The 19891-nt window shown below is 41.1% G+C and carries 22 protein-coding genes; 17 read left to right on the top strand and 5 right to left on the bottom strand.

What is annotated here, in order from left to right; translation table 11 throughout:
- Positions 1-47 precede the first annotated feature (47 nt).
- The 10 genes from NYR63_RS04995 to iscX all read left to right on the top strand — a co-directional run bounded on the left by NYR63_RS04995 (position 48) and on the right by iscX (position 7112).
- Positions 48-1274 carry an IscS subfamily cysteine desulfurase gene (locus tag NYR63_RS04995; protein ID WP_005601261.1) on the top strand — a complete coding sequence of 409 codons (1227 nt, stop codon included), beginning with the start codon at positions 48-50 and terminating at the stop codon, positions 1272-1274.
- A gap of 132 nt (positions 1275-1406) precedes the next feature.
- Entirely contained in the window at positions 1407-1790 is a 384-nt protein-coding gene (gene iscU / locus NYR63_RS04990; protein ID WP_005597611.1) for a Fe-S cluster assembly scaffold IscU, read from the top strand.
- Positions 1791-1931: 141 nt separating this feature from the next.
- Positions 1932-2255, top strand: coding sequence for an iron-sulfur cluster assembly protein IscA (gene iscA, locus NYR63_RS04985; protein WP_005597607.1), 324 nt, complete (start codon positions 1932-1934; stop codon positions 2253-2255).
- Between the two features lie 9 nt (positions 2256-2264).
- Positions 2265-2786, top strand: a complete 522-nt coding sequence (gene hscB / locus NYR63_RS04980; RefSeq protein ID WP_279458457.1) for a Fe-S protein assembly co-chaperone HscB — start codon at positions 2265-2267, stop codon at positions 2784-2786.
- 47 nt (positions 2787-2833) lie between these two features.
- Entirely contained in the window at positions 2834-3286 is a 453-nt protein-coding gene (locus NYR63_RS04975) for a DMT family transporter (RefSeq protein ID WP_039196395.1), read from the top strand.
- A 27-nt stretch (positions 3287-3313) separates the two neighbouring features.
- Positions 3314-3946 carry a DUF2625 family protein gene (locus NYR63_RS04970; protein WP_279458456.1) on the top strand — a complete coding sequence of 211 codons (633 nt, stop codon included), beginning with the start codon at positions 3314-3316 and terminating at the stop codon, positions 3944-3946.
- A gap of 158 nt (positions 3947-4104) precedes the next feature.
- Positions 4105-4458: an endonuclease domain-containing protein gene (locus tag NYR63_RS04965; protein ID WP_115589745.1), complete on the top strand. Its 354-nt coding sequence runs from the start codon at positions 4105-4107 to the stop codon at positions 4456-4458.
- 135 nt (positions 4459-4593) lie between these two features.
- A complete protein-coding gene (hscA, locus tag NYR63_RS04960; RefSeq protein ID WP_279458455.1) occupies positions 4594-6447 on the top strand; it encodes a Fe-S protein assembly chaperone HscA in 1854 nt (617 codons plus the stop codon).
- Positions 6448-6576: 129 nt separating this feature from the next.
- A complete protein-coding gene (gene fdx / locus NYR63_RS04955) occupies positions 6577-6918 on the top strand; it encodes an ISC system 2Fe-2S type ferredoxin (RefSeq protein ID WP_005623313.1) in 342 nt (113 codons plus the stop codon).
- Positions 6918-7112 (top strand): Fe-S cluster assembly protein IscX, encoded by a 195-nt coding sequence (gene iscX, locus NYR63_RS04950; RefSeq protein WP_018651770.1) that lies wholly within the window; start codon positions 6918-6920, stop codon positions 7110-7112. Before fdx ends, iscX begins: the two co-directional genes overlap by 1 nt.
- Positions 7113-7183: 71 nt before the next feature.
- Here the strand turns inward: iscX and NYR63_RS04945 are convergent, their stop codons facing one another.
- The 3 genes from NYR63_RS04945 to NYR63_RS04935 all read right to left on the bottom strand — a co-directional run bounded on the left by NYR63_RS04945 (position 7184) and on the right by NYR63_RS04935 (position 11890).
- Positions 7184-9901: a TonB-dependent receptor gene (locus NYR63_RS04945; protein ID WP_279458454.1), complete on the bottom strand. Its 2718-nt coding sequence runs from the start codon at positions 9899-9901 to the stop codon at positions 7184-7186.
- Positions 9902-10037: 136 nt separating this feature from the next.
- Entirely contained in the window at positions 10038-11276 is a 1239-nt protein-coding gene (locus NYR63_RS04940) for a multifunctional CCA addition/repair protein (protein ID WP_279458453.1), read from the bottom strand.
- 104 nt (positions 11277-11380) lie between these two features.
- A complete protein-coding gene (locus tag NYR63_RS04935; RefSeq protein ID WP_005612256.1) occupies positions 11381-11890 on the bottom strand; it encodes a peptidylprolyl isomerase in 510 nt (169 codons plus the stop codon).
- Positions 11891-12033: 143 nt separating this feature from the next.
- On the opposite strand from NYR63_RS04935, the gene cysS reads away from it, so the two are divergent.
- The 5 genes from cysS to NYR63_RS04910 all read left to right on the top strand — a co-directional run bounded on the left by cysS (position 12034) and on the right by NYR63_RS04910 (position 17093).
- Positions 12034-13413, top strand: a complete 1380-nt coding sequence (gene cysS / locus NYR63_RS04930; protein WP_279458452.1) for a cysteine--tRNA ligase — start codon at positions 12034-12036, stop codon at positions 13411-13413.
- Between the two features lie 198 nt (positions 13414-13611).
- Positions 13612-14646 (top strand): methionine ABC transporter ATP-binding protein MetN, encoded by a 1035-nt coding sequence (metN, locus tag NYR63_RS04925; protein WP_279458451.1) that lies wholly within the window; start codon positions 13612-13614, stop codon positions 14644-14646.
- Positions 14636-15313, top strand: a complete 678-nt coding sequence (locus NYR63_RS04920; RefSeq protein ID WP_279458450.1) for a methionine ABC transporter permease — start codon at positions 14636-14638, stop codon at positions 15311-15313. The genes metN and NYR63_RS04920 overlap by 11 nt, the downstream gene beginning before the upstream one ends.
- A 26-nt stretch (positions 15314-15339) precedes the next feature.
- Positions 15340-16161: a MetQ/NlpA family lipoprotein gene (locus tag NYR63_RS04915; RefSeq protein ID WP_279458449.1), complete on the top strand. Its 822-nt coding sequence runs from the start codon at positions 15340-15342 to the stop codon at positions 16159-16161.
- A 113-nt stretch (positions 16162-16274) separates the two neighbouring features.
- Positions 16275-17093, top strand: a complete 819-nt coding sequence (locus NYR63_RS04910; protein WP_279458448.1) for a MetQ/NlpA family ABC transporter substrate-binding protein — start codon at positions 16275-16277, stop codon at positions 17091-17093.
- 42 nt (positions 17094-17135) lie between these two features.
- Here the strand turns inward: NYR63_RS04910 and NYR63_RS04905 are convergent, their stop codons facing one another.
- Positions 17136-17840: a 3-deoxy-D-manno-octulosonic acid kinase gene (locus NYR63_RS04905; protein WP_279458447.1), complete on the bottom strand. Its 705-nt coding sequence runs from the start codon at positions 17838-17840 to the stop codon at positions 17136-17138.
- Positions 17841-17940: 100 nt separating this feature from the next.
- Between NYR63_RS04905 and folE the strand changes: the two genes are divergently transcribed.
- Complete coding sequence (gene folE, locus NYR63_RS04900; protein ID WP_279458446.1) at positions 17941-18597, top strand: GTP cyclohydrolase I FolE; 657 nt, start codon at positions 17941-17943, stop codon at positions 18595-18597.
- An 81-nt stretch (positions 18598-18678) separates the two neighbouring features.
- Positions 18679-19467: a tRNA pseudouridine(38-40) synthase TruA gene (gene truA / locus NYR63_RS04895; protein WP_279458539.1), complete on the top strand. Its 789-nt coding sequence runs from the start codon at positions 18679-18681 to the stop codon at positions 19465-19467.
- A gap of 58 nt (positions 19468-19525) precedes the next feature.
- Here truA and hpf read toward each other — a convergent pair whose 3' ends face one another.
- Positions 19526-19840, bottom strand: coding sequence for a ribosome hibernation-promoting factor, HPF/YfiA family (hpf, locus tag NYR63_RS04890; protein WP_279458445.1), 315 nt, complete (start codon positions 19838-19840; stop codon positions 19526-19528).
- Positions 19841-19891 lie beyond the last annotated feature (51 nt).

The following is a 19891-nucleotide window of genomic DNA, read 5'->3' as shown; positions in this document are numbered from 1 at the left end:
AATTTCAATAAAAACGACCGCTTATTTAAAGCGAGTTAGGAGTAACAATGTCAGTTAAATTACCTATCTATTTAGATTATGCAGCAACTACGCCGATGGACGAGCGTGTTGCGCAAAAAATGATGCAATACATGACCAAAGACGGCATCTTTGGTAACCCGGCTTCACGTTCACATAAATTCGGTTGGGAAGCGGAAGAAGCGGTAGACGTTGCACGTAACCATATTGCGGATTTAATCGGTGCGGACAGCCGTGAAATCGTATTTACTTCCGGTGCGACAGAGTCGGACAACCTTGCGATTAAAGGTGCTGCGCATTTCTATCAAACTAAAGGTAAACATATCATTACCGTTAAAACCGAGCATAAAGCGGTATTAGATACTTGCCGTCAATTAGAGCGTGAAGGTTTCGAAGTAACTTACTTAGATCCGGAACAAGACGGTTTATTAGATTTAGCTAAATTAGAAGCGGCGATTCGTCCGGATACCATTTTAGTTTCCGTAATGCACGTAAATAATGAAATGGGCGTTATCCAAGACATTAAAGCAATCGGTGAAATTTGCCGTTCACGTAAAATTATTTTCCACGTGGACGCAACGCAATCGGTCGGTAAAGTACCGGTAAACGTACAAGAGTTAAAAGTAGACTTAATGTCTTTCTCAAGCCACAAATTATACGGACCGAAAGGTATCGGCGGCTTATATGTATGCCGTAAACCGCGTGTTCGTATCGAAGCGATTATTCACGGCGGCGGTCATGAACGTGGTATGCGTTCAGGTACATTACCTGTACACCAAATCGTAGGTATGGGCGAAGCGTATCGTATCGCTAAAGAAGAAATGGCAACAGAAATGCCTCGCTTACGTGCTTTACGTGACCGTTTATACAATGGCTTCAAAGATATCGAAGAAGTGTATGTAAACGGTTCAATGGAAGAAGGCAAACGTGTAGATTCAAACTTAAATATCAGCTTCAACTTTGTTGAAGGTGAGTCATTAATGATGGCATTACGCGATATTGCGGTTTCATCAGGTTCTGCATGTACTTCGGCAAGTTTAGAGCCTTCATACGTATTACGTGCCATCGGCCGTGACGATGAATTAGCGCACAGCTCAATTCGTTTCACTTTAGGTCGTTGGACAACAGAAGAAGAAATCGACTACACCATCGAGCTTGTGAAAAAAGCAATCGTAAAACTTCGTGAACTTTCTCCGCTTTGGGAAATGTTTAAAGAAGGTGTGGATCTATCAAAAATCGAGTGGAATCACCACTAATCAGTAGCAATATTGCAAGGCATTTGCGTTGTTGAACCGCCTTGCCGTACTGATTGTACTGTCTGTGGCGGTTCGCCTAGCAACTGCAAGCAATATTTTACTGATAACAGAATTTAACAGAAGGAATGCAAAATGGCATACAGCGAAAAAGTAATCGACCACTACGAAAACCCACGTAACGTAGGAACATTTGACAAAGAAGCGGCGGATATCGGTACCGGTATGGTAGGTGCGCCGGCTTGTGGCGATATTTTACGTTTACAAATTAAAGTGAACGATCAAGGTATTATCGAAGACGCACGTTTTAAAGCGTACGGTTGCGGTTCTGCAATCGCATCAAGTTCTTTAATTACCGAATGGGTGAAAGGTAAATCGTTAGAAGAAGCGGGCGCAATTAAAAACAGCGACATCGCGGAAGAATTGGAATTACCACCGGTAAAAGTTCACTGTTCAATTCTTGCGGAAGACGCAATCAAAGCAGCGATTGCCGATTATAAAGAAAAACAAGCTAAATAATAATTAACTTCGAATAACACGGAAAGCACGAAAACAAGCGGTTGTTTTTTCGCAAAATTTTGCAAAATCAACTTTTTCGTGTATTTCCGTGTTTTCTGTGGTAAAGATCGCTTTCATTTAACAGATTAAAAAGGATAACTTATGGCAATTACATTAACCGAAACAGCAGCAAATCGAGTTCGTACATTCTTAGAAAACCGTGGTAAAGGCATTGGTTTACGTTTAGGGGTGAAAACGTCGGGCTGTTCGGGACTGGCTTATGTGCTTGAGTTTGTTGATGTGTTAAATGAGGATGATCATGTCTTTGAACAACACGGCGTAAAAGTGATTGTAGATGAAAAAAGCCTAACTTATTTAGACGGTACCGAATTGGATTTCGTCAAAGAAGGTTTAAACGAAGGTTTTAAATATAACAATCCGAATGTGAAAGATTCTTGCGGCTGTGGTGAAAGTTTTAACGTATAGAGATAAACAATGAATAATCCTTTTGTTCTATTTGATTTACCGGTTCAATTTGAATTGGATAACGCGCTACTTTCCGAACGTTATTTGGCATTGCAAAGACAACTGCATCCGGATAATTTTGCGAACGGTTCTTCAACGGAACAGTTAGCGGCGGTACAAAAATCGGCAGATATAAATTCAGCGTTACAAACGCTTAAAGATCCGATTCTACGTGCGGAAGCAATAATTGAAATTCATACCGGCGAAGCAAAAAATCTCGAAGAAAAAAGTATGCGAGATATCGAGTTCTTAATGCAACAGATGGAGTGGCATGAGAAACTGGAAACAATCGAACATCGTCGTGATGAAGACGAATTAACCTCATTCTTAAAGCAAATTAAAGCCGAACAGAAAGCCGTTTTAGAGCAACTGCAACAAACGCTGGAAGCGCAACAATGGCAACAAGCTAATGGGCTGACAGATCGCCTACGCTATTTTAAAAAGCTGATTATTCAAATCGAAAAAGTCGAAGAAAAATTCTTCGAGATGTAGTGGTATCAGCCGGATACAAGCGGTCGGATTTTAAGAGAATTTTGCAAATGTCTTTACCCTATATTTTGTTGGCATTAGTCGCCGGTTCCGCTTTGGCAAGTCAAGCGGCAATCAATAGCCGCTTAGCGCAAGCAATGCTCGGGCAACCGTTGGTGGCGGCGACCATTTCGTTTGCAACCGGTACGATTGCATTATTGTTATTCTGTTTTTGGAAAACCGATTTAAGCGGTGCGTTACAACAGCTTCCGTCACAGCCGTTTTGGAAATTACTCGGCGGGATTTTAGGCGCCGGTTTCGTCTTTACTACGGTATTTTTAGCACCTAAAATCGGCATTACCAATATGCTGTTTTTTATTATTGTCGGACAGTTGGTCACAGGCGCGATTATCGATCATTTTGGTTTGTTTGGAATGGCGGTTCGTCCTTTCCAATTAAATCAATTAATCGGCTTATTAACGGTTGCTTGCGGTTTGGGGATTTATTTCTTAGCCCGAAAATAAGCGGTCGAATTTAAAGGAAATTTTGCAATGAAAGCATTAGAAGAATTATTAGATAAGCAATCGGCGTGGCTTATTTTAAGAGATTGGTTTACGCAAGCAAAAAATCATTATGAAATTTTAGCGAGCTATCCGGAAGACGCCGGTGCGGCGTTAGTCGGAATGCAGCTTTCGACGCGTTCGCCGATGGGCGCAATCGTGTATGAGACCGGCGGTATTTTTATTGATCACGGCTGGTTACGTATTTTAGGCTCCGGTAACGAAAAATTACCGAGAGGATTATTCGACTGGAATTTCGGTAAAACCTTTAAACAATCGGGCGAACAACCGAGCCATTTATTAGTGGCGGACGATGCAATCGGCGGTTATTTTGCGATTAATGCCGGCGGCTTAGGCGATAAAGTCGGGCAAGTTTATTATCACAACCCGAAAACCAAAAAATGGGAACCGTTAAATTTAGGTTATTCGGAATTTCTCGGCTGGGCGTTAGCCGGCGATTTAGCCGATTTTTATAAAGACTTACGCTGGGAAAACTGGCAAACGGATATTGCGAATTTACAAGGTCATCAAGTATTAGAATTAGAAAGTAAAATCGCCGTCCCGATCGAACGCCACTACCAAGGCGTATTCGTACCGGAAAATATGGGCTATTCGGTAGCATAGCTTTACAACTCTCTCCCCTTGTGGGAGAGAGACAGCTAAAAATAGCGTAAGGCTATTTTTAGCAGAGAGAGGGGAAAAGTCCCTTTTCTCGATTGAGATCGCAAAAATATTTGAAAAATTATTTTCTACTTTCGCTAAATTATTTAGCGAGGTGGAATATGAAAGAAAAATTACTGCAACGGGCAAAGAAACTTCGCTCTTCAATGACAGAGGAAGAGCAGATGCTTTGGCAAGAATTACGAGCAAAGCGTTTTATTGGAACAAAATTTCGACGTCAGCAAGTAATAGGATTTTATATTGTTGATTTCATTTGTTTTTCAAAAAAATTAATTATTGAATTAGATGGTATTCAACATATAGATCGGCAATCTTATGATGAACAACGGACTAGATATTTAAATCAACAAGGGTTTAAAGTATTACGTTTTTGGAATAGTGAGATTCATAATGATCTAGATCGTGTATTAGATACGATTTTTTATGCGATTGATATGGATTGCCCCTCTCTCTGATATTTGCTTCTGGACGAAGCAAATATCGGTCTCTCTCCCACAAGGGGAGAGAGTTAAGGAATACATCATTTTGACCGTAATTTATCACCTCGTTCACAAAGGTGAAAGAGCAATAAAAAAGAGAGATAAAACATAATGGCATTACTTCAAATTGCTGAGCCGGGGCAGACGGCTGCACCGCATCAGCATCGTTTAGCGGTGGGTATTGACCTCGGCACAACCAATTCATTGGTGGCAAGTGTACGTAGCGGGCAAACGCAGGTGTTGTTAGATGATCAGGAACGAGCGTTAGTTCCATCCGTCGTCCACTACGGTGAACAACAAAAAATCGTTGGGGTTGAAGCATTTGCGCAAGCAAGTATTGACCCTCAGAATACGGTAATTTCGGCGAAACGTTTAATCGGTCGCTCACTAGCAGACGTACAAACACGTTATCCGGAGTTACCTTATCAATTTATTGCCAGCGATAACGGTTTACCGTTAATTCAAACTAAACAAGGTAATAAAAGTCCGGTTGAAGTGTCGGCAGATATTTTAAGCCATTTAAATCGCTTTGCCGAACAACGTTTAGGCGGAGAATTATCCGGTGTAGTTATCACTGTACCGGCGTATTTTGATGACGCACAACGTCAAAGCACCAAAGATGCGGCGCGTCTCGCCGGTTTAAATGTATTACGTTTATTAAACGAACCGACGGCGGCGGCGATTGCTTACGGTTTGGATAGCGGGCAAGAAGGCATTATTGCGGTATATGATTTGGGCGGCGGTACTTTCGATATTTCGATTTTGCGTTTAAGTCGCGGTGTGTTTGAAGTGTTGGCGACCGGCGGCGATACCGCACTTGGCGGCGATGATTTTGACCATTTACTCGCCGATTGGATTGCGGAACAAGCAAATTACAAACCGCAAAATGCCAATGAACAACGTGAATTATTAACGCTAGCCACCCAAACTAAAGTGGCGCTTTCACAAGCGGTCGAAACCGAAGTGGAATTTGCAAATTGGCAAGGCACGGTAAGCCGCGAACAATTTAACGAGTTAATTCAACCGTTAGTTAAACGTTCATTGATGACCTGTCGCCGTGCGTTAAAAGATGCCGGCGTGGAAGGCGAAGAAATCCGTGAAGTAGTGATGGTGGGCGGTTCGACTCGAGTTCCGTTTGTGCATGAACAAGTCGGCGAATTTTTCGGAAAACAGCCTTTAACTTCGATTGATCCGGATAAAGTGGTGGCATTGGGGGCGGCAATTCAGGCGGATATTTTGGTCGGTAATAAACCGGATAGCGAAATGTTGTTGCTGGATGTCGTACCGCTTTCACTCGGCATTGAAACAATGGGTGGTTTAGTGGAGAAAATTATTCCGCGTAATACCACGATTCCGGTTGCACGAGCGCAAGAATTTACTACCGCTAAAGACGGACAAACCGCAATGAGCGTACACGTGTTACAAGGCGAACGTGAGTTAGTCGAAGATTGTCGTTCACTTGGTCGCTTTACGTTACGAGGCATTCCGCCGATGGTTGCCGGTGCGGCGACAATTCGTGTTACTTATCAAGTGGATGCGGACGGTTTACTCAGTGTTACGGCAATGGAAAAATCGACCAAAGTGCAGGCTTCGATTCAAATTAAACCGTCTTACGGTTTAACCGATGAAGAAGTAACGCAAATGATTAAATCTTCAATGGCAAACGCCAAAGAAGATATGGAAGCTCGCCAACTTGCCGAACAACGTGTTGAAGCGGATAGAACGATTGATACGGTCGTTTCGGCATTACAACAAGACGGAGCGGAAGTATTAAGCGTTGAAGAGTTTAAATTAATTGAAGCGGAAATCGCAAAACTGATTCAATTAAAACAAGGTACGGATCGACAAGCGATTGCCCAAGGGGTAAAAGATTTAGATCTCGCAACACAAACATTTGCTGCGAAGCGAATGAATTTATCAATCCAAAAAGCATTGGCGGGTAAAGCCGTTGATGAGATTGTTTAATGAGTTCCCTTTTGAAAAAAAGGGATTGGAGAGATTTTAAGATCGTGATTTTACAGAAAGTCAGTAAAATCTGGCCGCTTGTAGAATCGGTTTCAGCATCTTTCCGAGGTAAATAAAAGAGAGGATATTATGCCAAAAGTTGTTTTTCTTCCGCATGAAGAGTTCTGCCCGGAAGGTATGGTGATTGAAGCGCAAACCGGCGACAATTTATTAGAGTTAGCGCACAATGCGGGGGTTGAAATTCACCATGCTTGTGACGGTTCTTGTGCTTGTACTACCTGCCATGTAGTGATTCGTGAAGGATTCGATTCATTAAATGAAACGACCGATCAAGAAGAAGATATGTTAGATAAAGCATGGGGTCTTGAAATGGATAGCCGTTTAAGTTGCCAATGTGTAGTAGGCGAAGAAGACTTAGTGGTGGAGATTCCGAAATATAACTTAAATCACGCAAATGAGGCGGCACACTAATGAAATGGTCTGATACCCGTATGATTGCGGAAAATCTCTATGATATGAATCCGGATTTAGATCCGACAACGGTTCGTTTTACCGATATGCATAAATGGATCTGTGAAATGGAAGATTTTGATGATGATCCGGAAGCGTCAAACGAGCATATTTTAGAAGCGATTTTAACCATTTGGTTAGAAGAATACGAATAAATTGCTTGGTTAAAAAACTTAAAAGGGCTGTGTAAGATAATTACACAGCCCTTTTTACTTATTCTAATAGATTAGAATTTTACATTGACGGCAAAGGTAAAGTTACGCCCGATTTGCGGCACATAAGGTAAGAATGAGTTATGAATATAAATTTGCTCATTCAATACGTTATTTGCTCGTAACGAGAAGGTGTAATCGACATTTTTGATAATGCGATTGTAATCAATACCTAAGTTAAGCAAGTTGTAGCCTTGCGTTTTATTTTCCGTCACTTTACGAGCGACCATCGGTAGATTGTTGTTCACGTAGTTTTTAATTTCGCAGTCACCGTCACTTCGAGAACAACCTTTCGGAGTGTGTAATCTCGGTTTAATCGCAATGGTAGATGTTGATACGCGTTTTTGAGTAAAGACACGAATATATTCTACGTTTGCCGACCAATTCTGATTGAAATATCCCTGCCAACGGAAACCTAAACGAATCGGTGGAACTCGTGGTGCGTTAGTCGCAGGACGTTCAAGTTTGTCCGTGCCAAGTTTGCCCGGGTAAGTAATTACACAAAATTCAGGAGAATTTTCGATTTCTTCCTTAGTACAAGAAGGTTCTAAATCAACAACCGGTGGGACGGTAAGTTCATGCTGATTAAGAAATTTCACACATTGGCTTAAATCTCCGCCTCTTTGCAAGCAGTCGGTATTAATATTTTCTTCATCTAAGATCGGATCTTTATCATAGAAATTCTTACCGATAACCGGTGATAATTTGCCGATGCGTCCGCGTACAATATCGCCGAATAAAGTGATACTGTGATCCGGATGGAATTGATAAGTGACTTCCGCTTCTAAACCATAAAATTTTGCAGTGGTTTGGTTATAACGACGTAAGTAAAGATTGCCTTCTTTCTCTACGTTTTCATTGAAAATATAGTTGTCGAAATCACTGTAATAGCCGCTGGTTTTATAGAAAACTTTATCTCCTGTGTGTCGGAAAGCTAATTCATAGTTATCCGATTTTTCTTTGGTTAAGTTTTTATTACCATGTTCAAAAGAGCTGGTGGCAAGATGTCTTCCTTGATAATACAACTCCATCGGTGACGGAATACGCTCGTTATGCGAATAACTGAATGATAAACGGTTTTCCGGCGTAAAGTCCCAAGACGTGGTTGCCGCATAAGAAAGCGCATTTTGCTTATATGGAGTTAAATCGGGATGAATCGGCGAATATACCTTAGGTCTTGACGGATCTTTTTGCAAACTGTTCAGTGCATGATTTAACAATTTTTGTTCGTAGTGAACCGGCGTTTTTTGTTTTTCGTAGCGAACAGCGGTATCTAAGCTAAATTTCCCTAGATTAAATTGCTCCAAGCCGAATAAACTTAAACTTTTATTCGTATGCGGTACCAATAAATAAGGACGATAACTGTTTACGTTATTTTGTAAGGCTTTGTTATAGGCTTCCGCCGATTCGAAATAACTTGGCAGTAACACTTCCCCCGCACTGGCTTTTTGCGTTTGATACTGTACTCCAACAAGTCCTTTAAAATGCTTAGTCGGTGCGTGATAAAGTTCTAAGCGACTATTAAATCCTTTATTTTTGAAAATGGCATTTTCACTATTTTTATCTACAGTCGGGCTACGTTCACTACTTTTCGGATTGCTTTGAGTCTGCGGATTACCAGGATCTCGTTCGTCATGATAATAATCGGCGAAAGTTAGACTGAGTTTTACTTTATCCAACCATTTAAACGGCTGTAACAATTCTCCGCGCACGTCATAACGTTTGGTATTCATTAAAATATAAGGGCTGTCGTGTAAATGATTTACCGGCGTACCGATCGGATTACTTTCGCTCGGATCGTTATGATTATGTCTGCAATGGGTGTGCGGATTATCGTAAATATCCTCATCGCCCATTAAATGCGGATAGATAGACAGATAATAACGTCCCGAACCGTACCATTGCGTGAAATGTTCTCTGTCGCTGTTACAGTGAATATGTCCCGGAATACTATAGCGGTCTTTGCGATAGCTGTAAGAGGCACCTAAATAGCCTTTATCATGAATATAAGAAAGCCCGATAGTGCCGACTCTAGATTTATTATCACTACCCGGTAAGTAATTTAATTGTTTGGTTTCCGCTTGGAATTTCGGTACACGATAGTTATCCGCATTACGTTTCAACCCTTCTAAACGTAGAGCGAAATGATTACCTAGCCCCAATGTAATACCGGCGGTATTGACGATTTCTTTGCTGGCGGTGTTATAACGGGATAAAACTTCCCCTTCAACATTTGAGAGAATTGATCCGGCAGGCATTCGACTCGGAATACGCCCGTCCACCACATTGACCACACCGGCCGGCGAAGCGGTGCTATATAAAAGCGTATTCGCACCTCGGACGATTTCCACTTGGCTGGCAAGTAAAGTATCGGCGGCGACTACATGGTCGGGCGAGAGTGAAGACATATCGATCACGTCCGTGCCGTTTTGTAGGATTTTTACACGTACGCCGTCTTGCCCTCGAATAATCGGTTTGCTGGCACCGCCGCCAAACGGATTCGAGTGAACGCCGAGTTCGCCCGCCAATGCGTTACCTAAGGTTGCGGAACGGTGTTTTAATTGTGATCTATCGACCACTTGATCGCTGATATTATTTGAATTATTGAGAATCGAATCGGCTAATTCACCTTGCGCATTAACTTTTACTTCCCCCAATTCAACGGCTTCTTCGGCTTGAACGGACAAGCTTAAAAATGTAAATAGAGCCAACGTAATGGCGTTCTTTTTCATTGTTTCCCCTTTTATATAATAAGAATAATCTAAAAAGAGGAAAATTATATACGCAAAAGCCATAAAAAAATAATGGATTTACAAAATTCCATTAAATTTTTATGGTTTATTGGTATAAAGGGAAGAAATATACGGCTTAACTCATCGTTTTCTTTATAGCGGCGATCGAATCGGCTCGACGTTTGTTCAACTCATCTCTAATCGCTTGTTTTTCAAAACCATCCGCAATCACTTGCTGTACGTCCACTTTATTCGCCGCTTCGAAATAACGCTTGGCGAGTTCAGCCTGTGGATATTCTCTACTTTCAAAACCTAATCTACCTCGTGCATCCGCCTCACAAGCGAGTAAAAAATCAAAGAAACGTTGCGGTTTACGCCATACATCAAGTACGTTAAATACTTTCAATACGGTTTCCGGACGTAGCTCCGCCATTTTATGGCAGTGGGTATGATATTCTGTAACTAGAATGGCGAAGTCTTTGATATCTGTCGGTACTTTTAAGCGATTGGATAGCTCACGAGCCGGCTTGATGCCTTTCACTTCATGTCCGTAATGATGCGGGAGAATCTCTTTTTCGGTTAGACCTTTGCCTAAATCGTGGCAAAGCGAAGCCCATAGTAAAGCGGTCGGATTTTCCGCGTTTTTTACAAGTCGTTTAGCTTGCGCAATAACAAGTAAAGTGTGAATCCCACAATCAATTTCAGGGTGGTGTTGTGGAGGCTGAGGCACGCCGAATAAGCGACCGAATTCCGGAAATAATACGGCTAGTGCACCGATTTCTCGTAATACTTCAAAATAGATTTGCGGATTATCCGTTGTAAAGGCTTTTTGAGTTTCCAACCAAACACGCTCCGCAGTTAAGTGAGCCAATTCACCACAAGCGGTCATTTCTTGCATTAATTTTACCGTTTCAGGCGCGATTTTAAAGCCAAGCGAATGGAAACGGGCGGCAAAGCGAGCGACTCTTAAAACTCGCAGCGGATCTTCACTAAATGCCGGTGAAATATGACGAAGCAGACGATTTGCTAAATCTTGTTTACCGCCGTATGGGTCAAAAATTTGACCGCTTGCATCTTGGGCAATCGCATTAATGGTTAAATCCCGACGGATTAAATCTTGTTCGAGCGTGACATCCGGCGAAAAATCGCAGAGAAAGCCGTTATAGCCGACCCCGTTTTTACGTTCTTGGCGAGCTAGTGCATATTCTTCTTTGGTTTTTGGATGTAAAAAAACGGGGAAGTCATTGCCGACTTGCTGATAGCCTTGTGCTAGCAGTTGTTCGGGCGTTGCACCAACCACCAGATAATCCCGATCTTTTACCGGTAAGTTTAATAACTGATCACGGACTGCACCGCCAACGAGATAAATTTGCATAGTTTTGTTACTTTTATGAAAGATGATTCCATTTTGCAGAATTATAAAAAAATTTGACCGCTTGTGTTGAGTGCAAGCGGTCAAATTTCTAACTTATTTTGCGATTATGCAACGGTTACCGATTCAATTACTACATCTTCAACCGGTACGTCTTGGTGGAAGCCTTTGTTGCCGGTTTTCACGCCTTTGATTTTATCAACCACGTCCATACCTTCAACCACTTCACCGAATACCGCATAGCCCCATTCTTGCACCACTTCACGACCAAACATTTCTTTTGAACGGTAATCTAAGAAAGTATTGTCCGCTACGTTGATAAAGAATTGTGAGCTTGCTGAATGCGGATCAGAAGTACGCGCCATGGCAAGTGTGCCGCGTTTGTTGCTTAAACGGTTGTTCGCTTCGTTTTGAATCGGCGCTTTGGTTGCTTTTTCAATTAAGCCTGAAGTCATACCGCCGCCTTGAATCATAAAACCATCGATAACACGGTGGAAAATCGTACCGTTATAAAAGCCTTCTTTGCAGTAATCTTCAAAGTTTTTAGCGGTTACCGGTGCTTTTTCAAAGTTAAGTTCGATTTTAATGTCACCGAAATTCGTATGTAATGTAATCATTTGGATTCCTTATAAAAGAGAAAGGGAAGTTTAGTGTGCTATTATTAAAAAGTTTACGGGAAATTGCAAAAAAATCTCAAAATTAGACCGCTTATTCGCTATACTTCTCAACATTGCGATAACAAATCAGTACAGAGGATACTATGCTCAAAATTTATAACACTTTAAAACGTGAAAAAGAAGAATTTAAACCGATTAACCCGAACCAAGTTGGTATGTATGTCTGCGGCGTTACGGTTTACGATCTCTGTCACTTTGGGCACGGACGTACCTTTGTTTCATTTGACGTGATTGCACGTTATTTACGTTATTTAGGCTATAACTTGCGTTATGTGCGTAACATTACCGATGTGGACGATAAAATCATCAAACGAGCGTTAGAAAATAACGAAACTTGCGATCAATTAGTCGAGCGTATGATTGCTGAAATGCATAAAGATTTTGATGATCTGAATATTCTTCGCCCGGACGTTGAGCCTCGTGCGACCAAACATATCCCGGAAATTGTGGCGATGGTGGAAAAACTGATCGCAAACGGTCACGCTTATGTCGCAGCAGATGGCGACGTGATGTTTGATGTGGAAAGTTTCAAAAAATACGGTGCGTTATCTCGCCAAAATTTAGAACAATTACAAGCCGGCGCACGTGTTGAAATTAAATCGGTGAAGAAAAATCCGATGGACTTCGTGTTATGGAAAATGTCGAAAGAAGGTGAGCCGAGCTGGCAAAGCCCGTGGGGCAACGGTCGCCCGGGTTGGCATATCGAATGTTCGGCAATGAACAGCAAAGAGTTAGGCGAACATTTTGATATTCACGGCGGCGGTTCGGATTTAATGTTCCCACACCACGAAAACGAAATTGCGCAATCTTGCTGCGCACACGGTGGCGATTATGTGAATTACTGGTTACACACCGGTATGTTGACGATTGACGATGAGAAAATGTCAAAATCACTCGGTAATTTCTTCACGATTCGTACCATGTTAGAAAAATATGAGTCGGAAACGTTACGTTATTTCTTCTTAACCGCGCACTATCGTAGCTTACTAAATTACAGCCTAGATAATTTAGATTTAGCACGCTCGGCGTTAGAACGTTTATACACTTCATTACGTGGTTGCGATTTATCGGTTGAGATTGCCGGCGGCGAACAATACGTCGAAGCGTTTAAAGCGGCAATGGACGATGATTTCAACACACCGGGCGCATTAGCGGTATTATTTGAAATCGCACGTGAAGTGAATAAACTCAAAACCGAAGATATGGCGAAAGCGAACGGGTTAGCGGTGCGTTTAAAAGAATTAGCCGGTGTATTAGGATTACTTTATCAAGATCCGGAAGCGTTTTTACAAGGTGATACGAACAATGATGAAGTTGCGGAAATTGAAGCGTTAATCAAACAGCGCAACGAAGCAAAAGTAGCGAAAAACTGGGCTGTTGCCGATGAAGTGCGTGATAAGCTAAAAGCAATGAATATCGTATTGGAAGACACGCCAAACGGCACAACGTGGCGTAAGGCGTAAGCACTAAGTGATAAAACAACAAGCGGTTGAATTTGTAAAAAATTCTGCAAATTCAACCGCTTTTTTCGTTCTTAGAATGATTAGTTGCTTTTTTATTCTTTTTTGATATAAAAAAACCGGTTTAGTGAATTGACATAGCAATCTAGACGTCTAAAATAACCAACTAGTTTAATTAATAGATAATGTGGATATAAAGTTATGATTCAGCTGAAAAATATCAGCAAACAGTTTGAGGTAAAAGGTAAAAAGATTACCGCCTTAGACAATGTAAACCTTGAGGTGCCGAAGGGGACGATTTACGGCGTAATCGGGGCGAGTGGTGCGGGCAAAAGCACGCTTATTCGCTGTGTGAATTTACTTGAACGTCCGACAATCGGTAGTGTTATTGTGGACGGGCAGGATTTGACCGCAATGTCGGAAAAAGAGCTGATTTTAGCTCGCCGTAATATTGCGATGATTTTCCAACATTTTAATTTGTTGGCTTCACATACGGTATATGAAAATATTGCATTACCATTAACTTTAAGCAATACGCCGAAAGATCAGATTGAGAAGAAAGTAAACGAATTGATTGAATTGGTCGGCTTAACCGAGCGTAAAGACGTTTATCCGAGCAATTTATCCGGTGGTCAGAAGCAACGTGTCGCAATCGCACGTGCTTTGGCAAGCGATCCGCACGTTTTATTATGTGATGAAGCGACAAGTGCGTTAGATCCGGCGACTACACAATCGATTTTACAATTATTAAAAGACATTAATAAGCGTTTAGGCTTAACCATTTTATTGATTACCCATGAAATGGAAGTGGTAAAACGTATTTGTGATCGAGTGGCGGTGATTGATAAGGGGCAACTAATTGAAAGCGGTTCGGTCAGTGAAATTTTCTCTAATCCGAAAACGGAATTAGCGCAGAAATTTATTCAATCGACATTCCATTACGAATTACCGGCGGAATATACCGAGCAGCTTTCCGAACATCCGACGCCAAATGGTAAGCCGATTATTAAATTTGAATTTACCGGTCGTTCGGTGGATGCGCCGTTACTTTCTATTGCCTCGAAAAAATTCGGTATTGATTTCAGTATTTTAATGTCGCAAATCGATTATGCGGGCGGTGTTAAATTCGGTTTTGTCATTGCGGAAGTTACCGGTAATAACGATTCGATTGCGGAAGCTAAATTCTATTTAATTGATAATAAGGTAAAAGTGGAGGTGCTTGGTTATGTGGGATAGTTTTATGCAGGAACTCACACCTCAAATGTGGGGCTTAGTCGGTACTTCAACGCTTGAAACGCTCTATATGGGCTTTGCTTCGACTTTATTGGCGGTGGTAGTCGGTTTGCCAATTGGCTTTTTAGCGTTCTTAACCGGTAAAGGGGAGATTTTAGAGAATCCGCGTTTACATCAGGTATTAGATGTCATTATTAATATCGGTCGTTCTGTTCCGTTTATTATTTTGTTAGTGGTATTGTTACCTTTTACCCGTTTATTGGTCGGGACAACGCTCGGTACTACGGCGGCGATTGTGCCGTTAAGCGTTTCGGCAATTCCGTTTTTTGCGCGTTTAACTTCAAATGCGTTATTAGAAATCCCGGCAGGTTTAACCGAAGCGGCTAAATCAATGGGAGCAACCAATTGGCAAGTAGTCAGTAAATTCTATTTACCGGAATCATTGCCGATTTTAATTAACGGTATCACATTAACTTTAGTTGCCTTAATCGGTTATTCTGCAATGGCGGGAGCGGTTGGCGGCGGTGGTTTGGGTAACCTTGCCATCAGTTACGGTGAACACCGTAATATGGTCTATGTAAAATGGATCTCAACAATTATTATTGTCGCAATTGTAATGGGCAGCCAAAAAATCGGCGATAACCTTGCAAAACGTTACGATCATCGTTAAACACAACATTAAAAAGGGGTCTTCCTATGAATTTTAAGAAAGTATTAGGTGTAGCGTTAGTGTCGGCTTTGGCATTAACCGGTTGTAAAGAAGAGAAGAAAGCGGATGCTCCGGCAGCGCAAGCCACTTCAAAAATTAAAGTAGGCGTAATGTCCGGTCCGGAACACACGGTGGCGGAAAAAGCGGCGCAAGTGGCGAAACAAAAATACGGTTTAGAAGTTGAGTTCGTATTATTCAATGACTATGCGTTACCAAATACGGCGGTAAGTAAAGGAGATTTAGATGCGAACGCATTCCAACACAAACCGTATTTAGACAAAGACAGCCAATCAAAAGGCTTAACTAACCTTGAAATCGTCGGTAATACTTTCGTATTCCCGCTTGCCGGTTATTCTAAAAAAATTAAAAACGTTGCTGAGTTAGCGGAAGGCGCGGTAGTTGCAGTACCTAACGACCCTTCAAACCTTGCGCGTGCATTAATCCTTTTAGAGAAACAAGGCTTAATTAAGTTAAAAGACAATACCAACTTGTTCTCAACCACACTAGATATTGTTGAAAATCCGAAAAAATTAAATATCAAAGAAGTGGATACTTCGGTAGCGGCAAAAGCATTAGATGATGTGGATTTAGCGGTAGTAAACAATACTTATGCAGGTCAAGTCGGTTTAAGTGCGAATGACGGTATTTTTGTAGAAGATAAAGATTCTCCGTATGTAAATATCATTGTGGCGCGTAAAGACAACAAAGACAGCGAAGCGGTGAAAAACTTTGTGAAATCATTCCAAACCGAAGAAGTGTTCGGCGAAGCGCAAAAACACTTTAAAGATGGTGTCGTGAAAGGTTGGTAATCATTAACTGATGCCAAAAATCGTTAAACAAGCGGTAAAATTTATCTAAAATTTTGTAAAAGTAGAAGAAAATTTTACCGCTTCTTTTTTATCTATATTGAGAGGTTTATCCTATGAATTTAAAGAAATTATTTGGTTTTGCCGTTGTTTCTGCGTTAGCATTAACCGGTTGTAAAGAAGAGAAAGCGGCAGATACGGCGAAAGCAGAAGCAAGAACATTAACCGTTGGCGTGATGCAAGGCCCTGAAGCACAAGTAAACGAAGTGGCGGCACGTATCGCTAAAGAAAAATATAACTTAGATGTGAAGTTGGTTGAATTTAGTGAATATACTCAACCTAACTATGCATTAAGCCACGGCGATTTAGATGTGAATGCGTTCCAATCCGTGCCGTTCTTTGAACGCGAAATGAAAGAGAAAGGTTATAAATTTGTTGCGCAAGCAAATACTTTTGTGTTCCCAATCGCAGGCTATTCTAAAACGGTTAAAGCGATTGCCGATTTAAAAGAAGGTGCAAAAATTGCAATTTCAAATGAGTTAAGTACGGCGGGTCGTTCCTTACTCTTGTTACAAGCAAACGGCGTGATCAAATTAAAAGATCCGACAAATCTTTATGCAACGGAAGTGGATATTGTTGAAAATCCTAAAAACGTCAAAATTAGCCAAATTGATACGGCATTATTAACTCGTGCGTTAGACGACGTAGATCTTGCCATTATTAATAATAACTATGCGGGTCAAGCGGGTTTAACGCCGGAAAAAGACGGTGTGATTGTGGAAGCGAAAGATTCTCCGTATGTGAATTTAATTGTTTCTCGTGAAGACAACAAAGACAATCCGGCAATTAAAGACTTTGTTAAGGCCTTCCAAACCGAAGAAGTGTATCAAGAAGCACTTAAACACTTCCCGGGCGGGATTGTAAAAGGCTGGTAATCTAAAAAATAAACTACGAATTTGCGTTCGTGGTTTATTTTTTTACTGATGATAGCCGCTTAATAACGCTTGCCAATTTTGCTCGTTAAATCGAATATTTAAACGTGTTTGTTCTTTTTTAAACGAACGTAGCAAACGGGCTAAATTCTCTGATTTCCAATCATTGGCTAGCGAGATACCGCATTTATCGAAATCAATTAAGAAAAATTGACCGCTTGCTGGATCAAGCAAAATATTATGGATATTCAAATCCGAATGATGTACTTGATGATCGTGTAACCGGCGAATCAATTTACCGATTTGTTGATATTGCATATCGGAAAGTTCGTGAGTTTGGAGATATTTACTCAAATCTTGCGTTCCTTCAATTTTCTCCAACATAATATCCGCTTTATACCAACAGCAAGTTTTTTCCACTTTTAGTGCAATCGGGCGGGGAACGGGTAAATTCCATTCGTGCAATTTTTCCAATAAGGAAAATTCTTGAAAAGCTCGGGTGTTTTCCAAGCGGTTAAACAGATATTGATCTTTGACTAATTTGCCGAACAGTCCGCCTCGATAATAATGACGCACCACCACATTTAAGCCTAATTCTGTTTGGGTGTTTAGAAACCAAGTAATGCCTCTGCCTTTGGATAAACCTAACAAGCGGTCGGAATCGGCAAAATTTTTGCAATTAAGTAATGCTTTTAGCGTTTCTATTTGTGAATGTGGTACAAGCTTATTATTAAAGTGGTAAAAAATCATACGGACTATTGGGATTAGTTATCATTGAGATAAATTTTAGTGCTATTTTTTTTGATGTCAATTTGTTAAAATTCTCGCCTTAATTTTTAGAGGAAACCCAATGAGCATTATCTCCGCAGAAGCCCAAAAAGTGCGTGAAGCCTTAATTGCGAAAGGCATTGAAACCCCAACTATTCAACTGACTAAAGACAAAGATTCCCGCCGTGCAGAAATTCAGCAACATATGCGTTCCGTATTGGAATTGCTCGGTTTGGATTTACAAGATGATAGTTTGGAAGAAACCCCGCACCGTTTAGCGAAAATGTATGTGGATGAAATTTTTAGCGGTTTGGATTATGCGACTTTCCCCAAAATTACCAATATTGAAAATCGTATGAAAGTCAGTGAAATGGTGTTAGTGGACGATATAACCCTGACATCGACTTGCGAACACCATTTTGTGACGATTGATGGTAAAGTTGCCGTAGCTTATTACCCGAAAAAATGGGTGATCGGTTTATCTAAAATTAATCGTGTAGTGCAATTCTTTGCGCAACGTCCGCAGGTACAAGAACGTTTTACCGAGCAGATTCTGACCGCATTTCAAACCATTTTAGAAACCGACGATGTGGCGGTTTATGTGAAAGCGACGCATTTCTGTGTGAAATGTCGCGGTGTGAAAGACACCAATAGTTATACGGTAACATCGGCATTCGGCGGCGTATTTTTAGAAGACAGGGATACACGCAAAGAATTTTTAAGTTTAATCAATAAGTAAGTAAACGGATAAGCGGTCTGATTTTGGCAAATGTTTGCAAAAATTTAACCGCTTATCTTTTTTGAGAAATAGATCGAAATGATGAAAATTGCATTAGGCATTGAATATGACGGCAGTCGCTATTTCGGTTGGCAACGTCAAGACGAAGTGGAAAGCGTGCAACAGAAGCTGGAAGAAGCATTGTCGATTGTCGCCAACGCGCCGATAGAGGTTTTTTGTGCCGGACGAACCGATTCCGGTGTGCACGGAACAGGGCAAGTGGTGCATTTTGAAACGCAGGCGATACGCCCGTTACAAAGTTGGTGTTTCGGTACCAATGCGAATTTACCGGACGATATTGCAGTAAAATGGGCGGTTGAGGTGAGTGAAGATTTTCACGCCCGTTTTAGTGCCACGGCAAGACGTTATCGTTACATTATTTTTAATAACAAACTGCGTTCGGCAATTTTGCCGAAAGGTGTCTCACATTATCATTATGAACTCGATCATCAGAAAATGCACGAAGCCGGTCAGTTTTTGTTAGGCGAAAATGACTTTAGCTCATTCCGTGCCGCTAAATGTCAATCGCATACCCCTTGGCGTAACGTTCATTATCTGAATGTCAGCCGCTTGGGTAATTATATTGTGGTGGATATTCAAGCGAATGCTTTTGTGCATCATATGGTGCGCAATATTGTCGGAAGCCTAATTGAAGTCGGGCAGGGCAGACAACCGGTCGAATGGATTCAATGGTTATTGGCACAACGAGATCGTACCTTAGCGGCGCCGACCGCAAAGGCGGAAGGTTTATATTTGGTGGATGTGCATTATCCGGAGCGTTTCGGTATCCCTAAAACCGCATTAGGTCCGTTATTTCTGGCGGATAATTAAATTAAAAAAGCCAAACCGAAATTCGATTTGGCTTTATCTTCAATTGTTATTTAATTTTTTAAACGTTTTTTAAAGTACTGTCCGTACGACGCGCTTCATTTTTATGTACTAATTTATTTAATTGCGTTTCGAGTTTGGTTTCAACTTCATTAATTGCTAGGTATAAATCTTCGTTATTTGCCTTCGCAAAAAGTTCCCCAACCGGCGTACCGATAGACGCTTCAACTTCATAACTATTTGGCAATTTATGAATCATGAAATGCGGGTTAATTAATTGGGTTTGCCATTTTTCGAGTTTCGCTAAGCGTTCTTCAATATGAGTACGAATTGCAGGGGTAACTTCCATTTGTTTGCTTGAAATATTGATTGTCATAGCATTTTCCTCTTTGTGAAGGGGTTATTATTAAGTTGATTTCAAAATATG

Origin of the sequence: Actinobacillus genomosp. 1, assembly GCF_029774175.1 — a bacterium.
Lineage (GTDB): Bacteria > Pseudomonadota > Gammaproteobacteria > Enterobacterales > Pasteurellaceae > Actinobacillus.
Note: the sequence above shows the minus strand (reverse complement) of the source record. Positions and strands in the feature narration are given on the sequence as shown.

What these genes read in the sequence shown, in the direction of transcription:
- NYR63_RS04995 (WP_005601261.1), top strand. Translation starts at nt 48, where the DNA reads ATGTCAGTTAAATTACCTATCTATTTAGATTATGCAGCAACTACGCCG.
- hscB (WP_279458457.1), top strand. Translation starts at nt 2,265, where the DNA reads ATGAATAATCCTTTTGTTCTATTTGATTTACCGGTTCAATTTGAATTG.
- NYR63_RS04940 (WP_279458453.1), bottom strand. Translation starts at nt 11,276, where the DNA reads ATGCAAATTTATCTCGTTGGCGGTGCAGTCCGTGATCAGTTATTAAAC.
- metN (WP_279458451.1), top strand. Translation starts at nt 13,612, where the DNA reads ATGATTCAGCTGAAAAATATCAGCAAACAGTTTGAGGTAAAAGGTAAA.
- NYR63_RS04920 (WP_279458450.1), top strand. Translation starts at nt 14,636, where the DNA reads ATGTGGGATAGTTTTATGCAGGAACTCACACCTCAAATGTGGGGCTTA.
- NYR63_RS04970 (WP_279458456.1), top strand. Translation starts at nt 3,314, where the DNA reads ATGAAAGCATTAGAAGAATTATTAGATAAGCAATCGGCGTGGCTTATT.
- NYR63_RS04965 (WP_115589745.1), top strand. Translation starts at nt 4,105, where the DNA reads ATGAAAGAAAAATTACTGCAACGGGCAAAGAAACTTCGCTCTTCAATG.
- fdx (WP_005623313.1), top strand. Translation starts at nt 6,577, where the DNA reads ATGCCAAAAGTTGTTTTTCTTCCGCATGAAGAGTTCTGCCCGGAAGGT.
- hscA (WP_279458455.1), top strand. Translation starts at nt 4,594, where the DNA reads ATGGCATTACTTCAAATTGCTGAGCCGGGGCAGACGGCTGCACCGCAT.
- NYR63_RS04935 (WP_005612256.1), bottom strand. Translation starts at nt 11,890, where the DNA reads ATGATTACATTACATACGAATTTCGGTGACATTAAAATCGAACTTAAC.
- truA (WP_279458539.1), top strand. Translation starts at nt 18,679, where the DNA reads ATGAAAATTGCATTAGGCATTGAATATGACGGCAGTCGCTATTTCGGT.
- NYR63_RS04945 (WP_279458454.1), bottom strand. Translation starts at nt 9,901, where the DNA reads ATGAAAAAGAACGCCATTACGTTGGCTCTATTTACATTTTTAAGCTTG.
- NYR63_RS04915 (WP_279458449.1), top strand. Translation starts at nt 15,340, where the DNA reads ATGAATTTTAAGAAAGTATTAGGTGTAGCGTTAGTGTCGGCTTTGGCA.
- NYR63_RS04975 (WP_039196395.1), top strand. Translation starts at nt 2,834, where the DNA reads ATGTCTTTACCCTATATTTTGTTGGCATTAGTCGCCGGTTCCGCTTTG.
- NYR63_RS04910 (WP_279458448.1), top strand. Translation starts at nt 16,275, where the DNA reads ATGAATTTAAAGAAATTATTTGGTTTTGCCGTTGTTTCTGCGTTAGCA.
- cysS (WP_279458452.1), top strand. Translation starts at nt 12,034, where the DNA reads ATGCTCAAAATTTATAACACTTTAAAACGTGAAAAAGAAGAATTTAAA.
- NYR63_RS04905 (WP_279458447.1), bottom strand. Translation starts at nt 17,840, where the DNA reads ATGATTTTTTACCACTTTAATAATAAGCTTGTACCACATTCACAAATA.
- iscX (WP_018651770.1), top strand. Translation starts at nt 6,918, where the DNA reads ATGAAATGGTCTGATACCCGTATGATTGCGGAAAATCTCTATGATATG.
- hpf (WP_279458445.1), bottom strand. Translation starts at nt 19,840, where the DNA reads ATGACAATCAATATTTCAAGCAAACAAATGGAAGTTACCCCTGCAATT.
- iscU (WP_005597611.1), top strand. Translation starts at nt 1,407, where the DNA reads ATGGCATACAGCGAAAAAGTAATCGACCACTACGAAAACCCACGTAAC.
- folE (WP_279458446.1), top strand. Translation starts at nt 17,941, where the DNA reads ATGAGCATTATCTCCGCAGAAGCCCAAAAAGTGCGTGAAGCCTTAATT.
- iscA (WP_005597607.1), top strand. Translation starts at nt 1,932, where the DNA reads ATGGCAATTACATTAACCGAAACAGCAGCAAATCGAGTTCGTACATTC.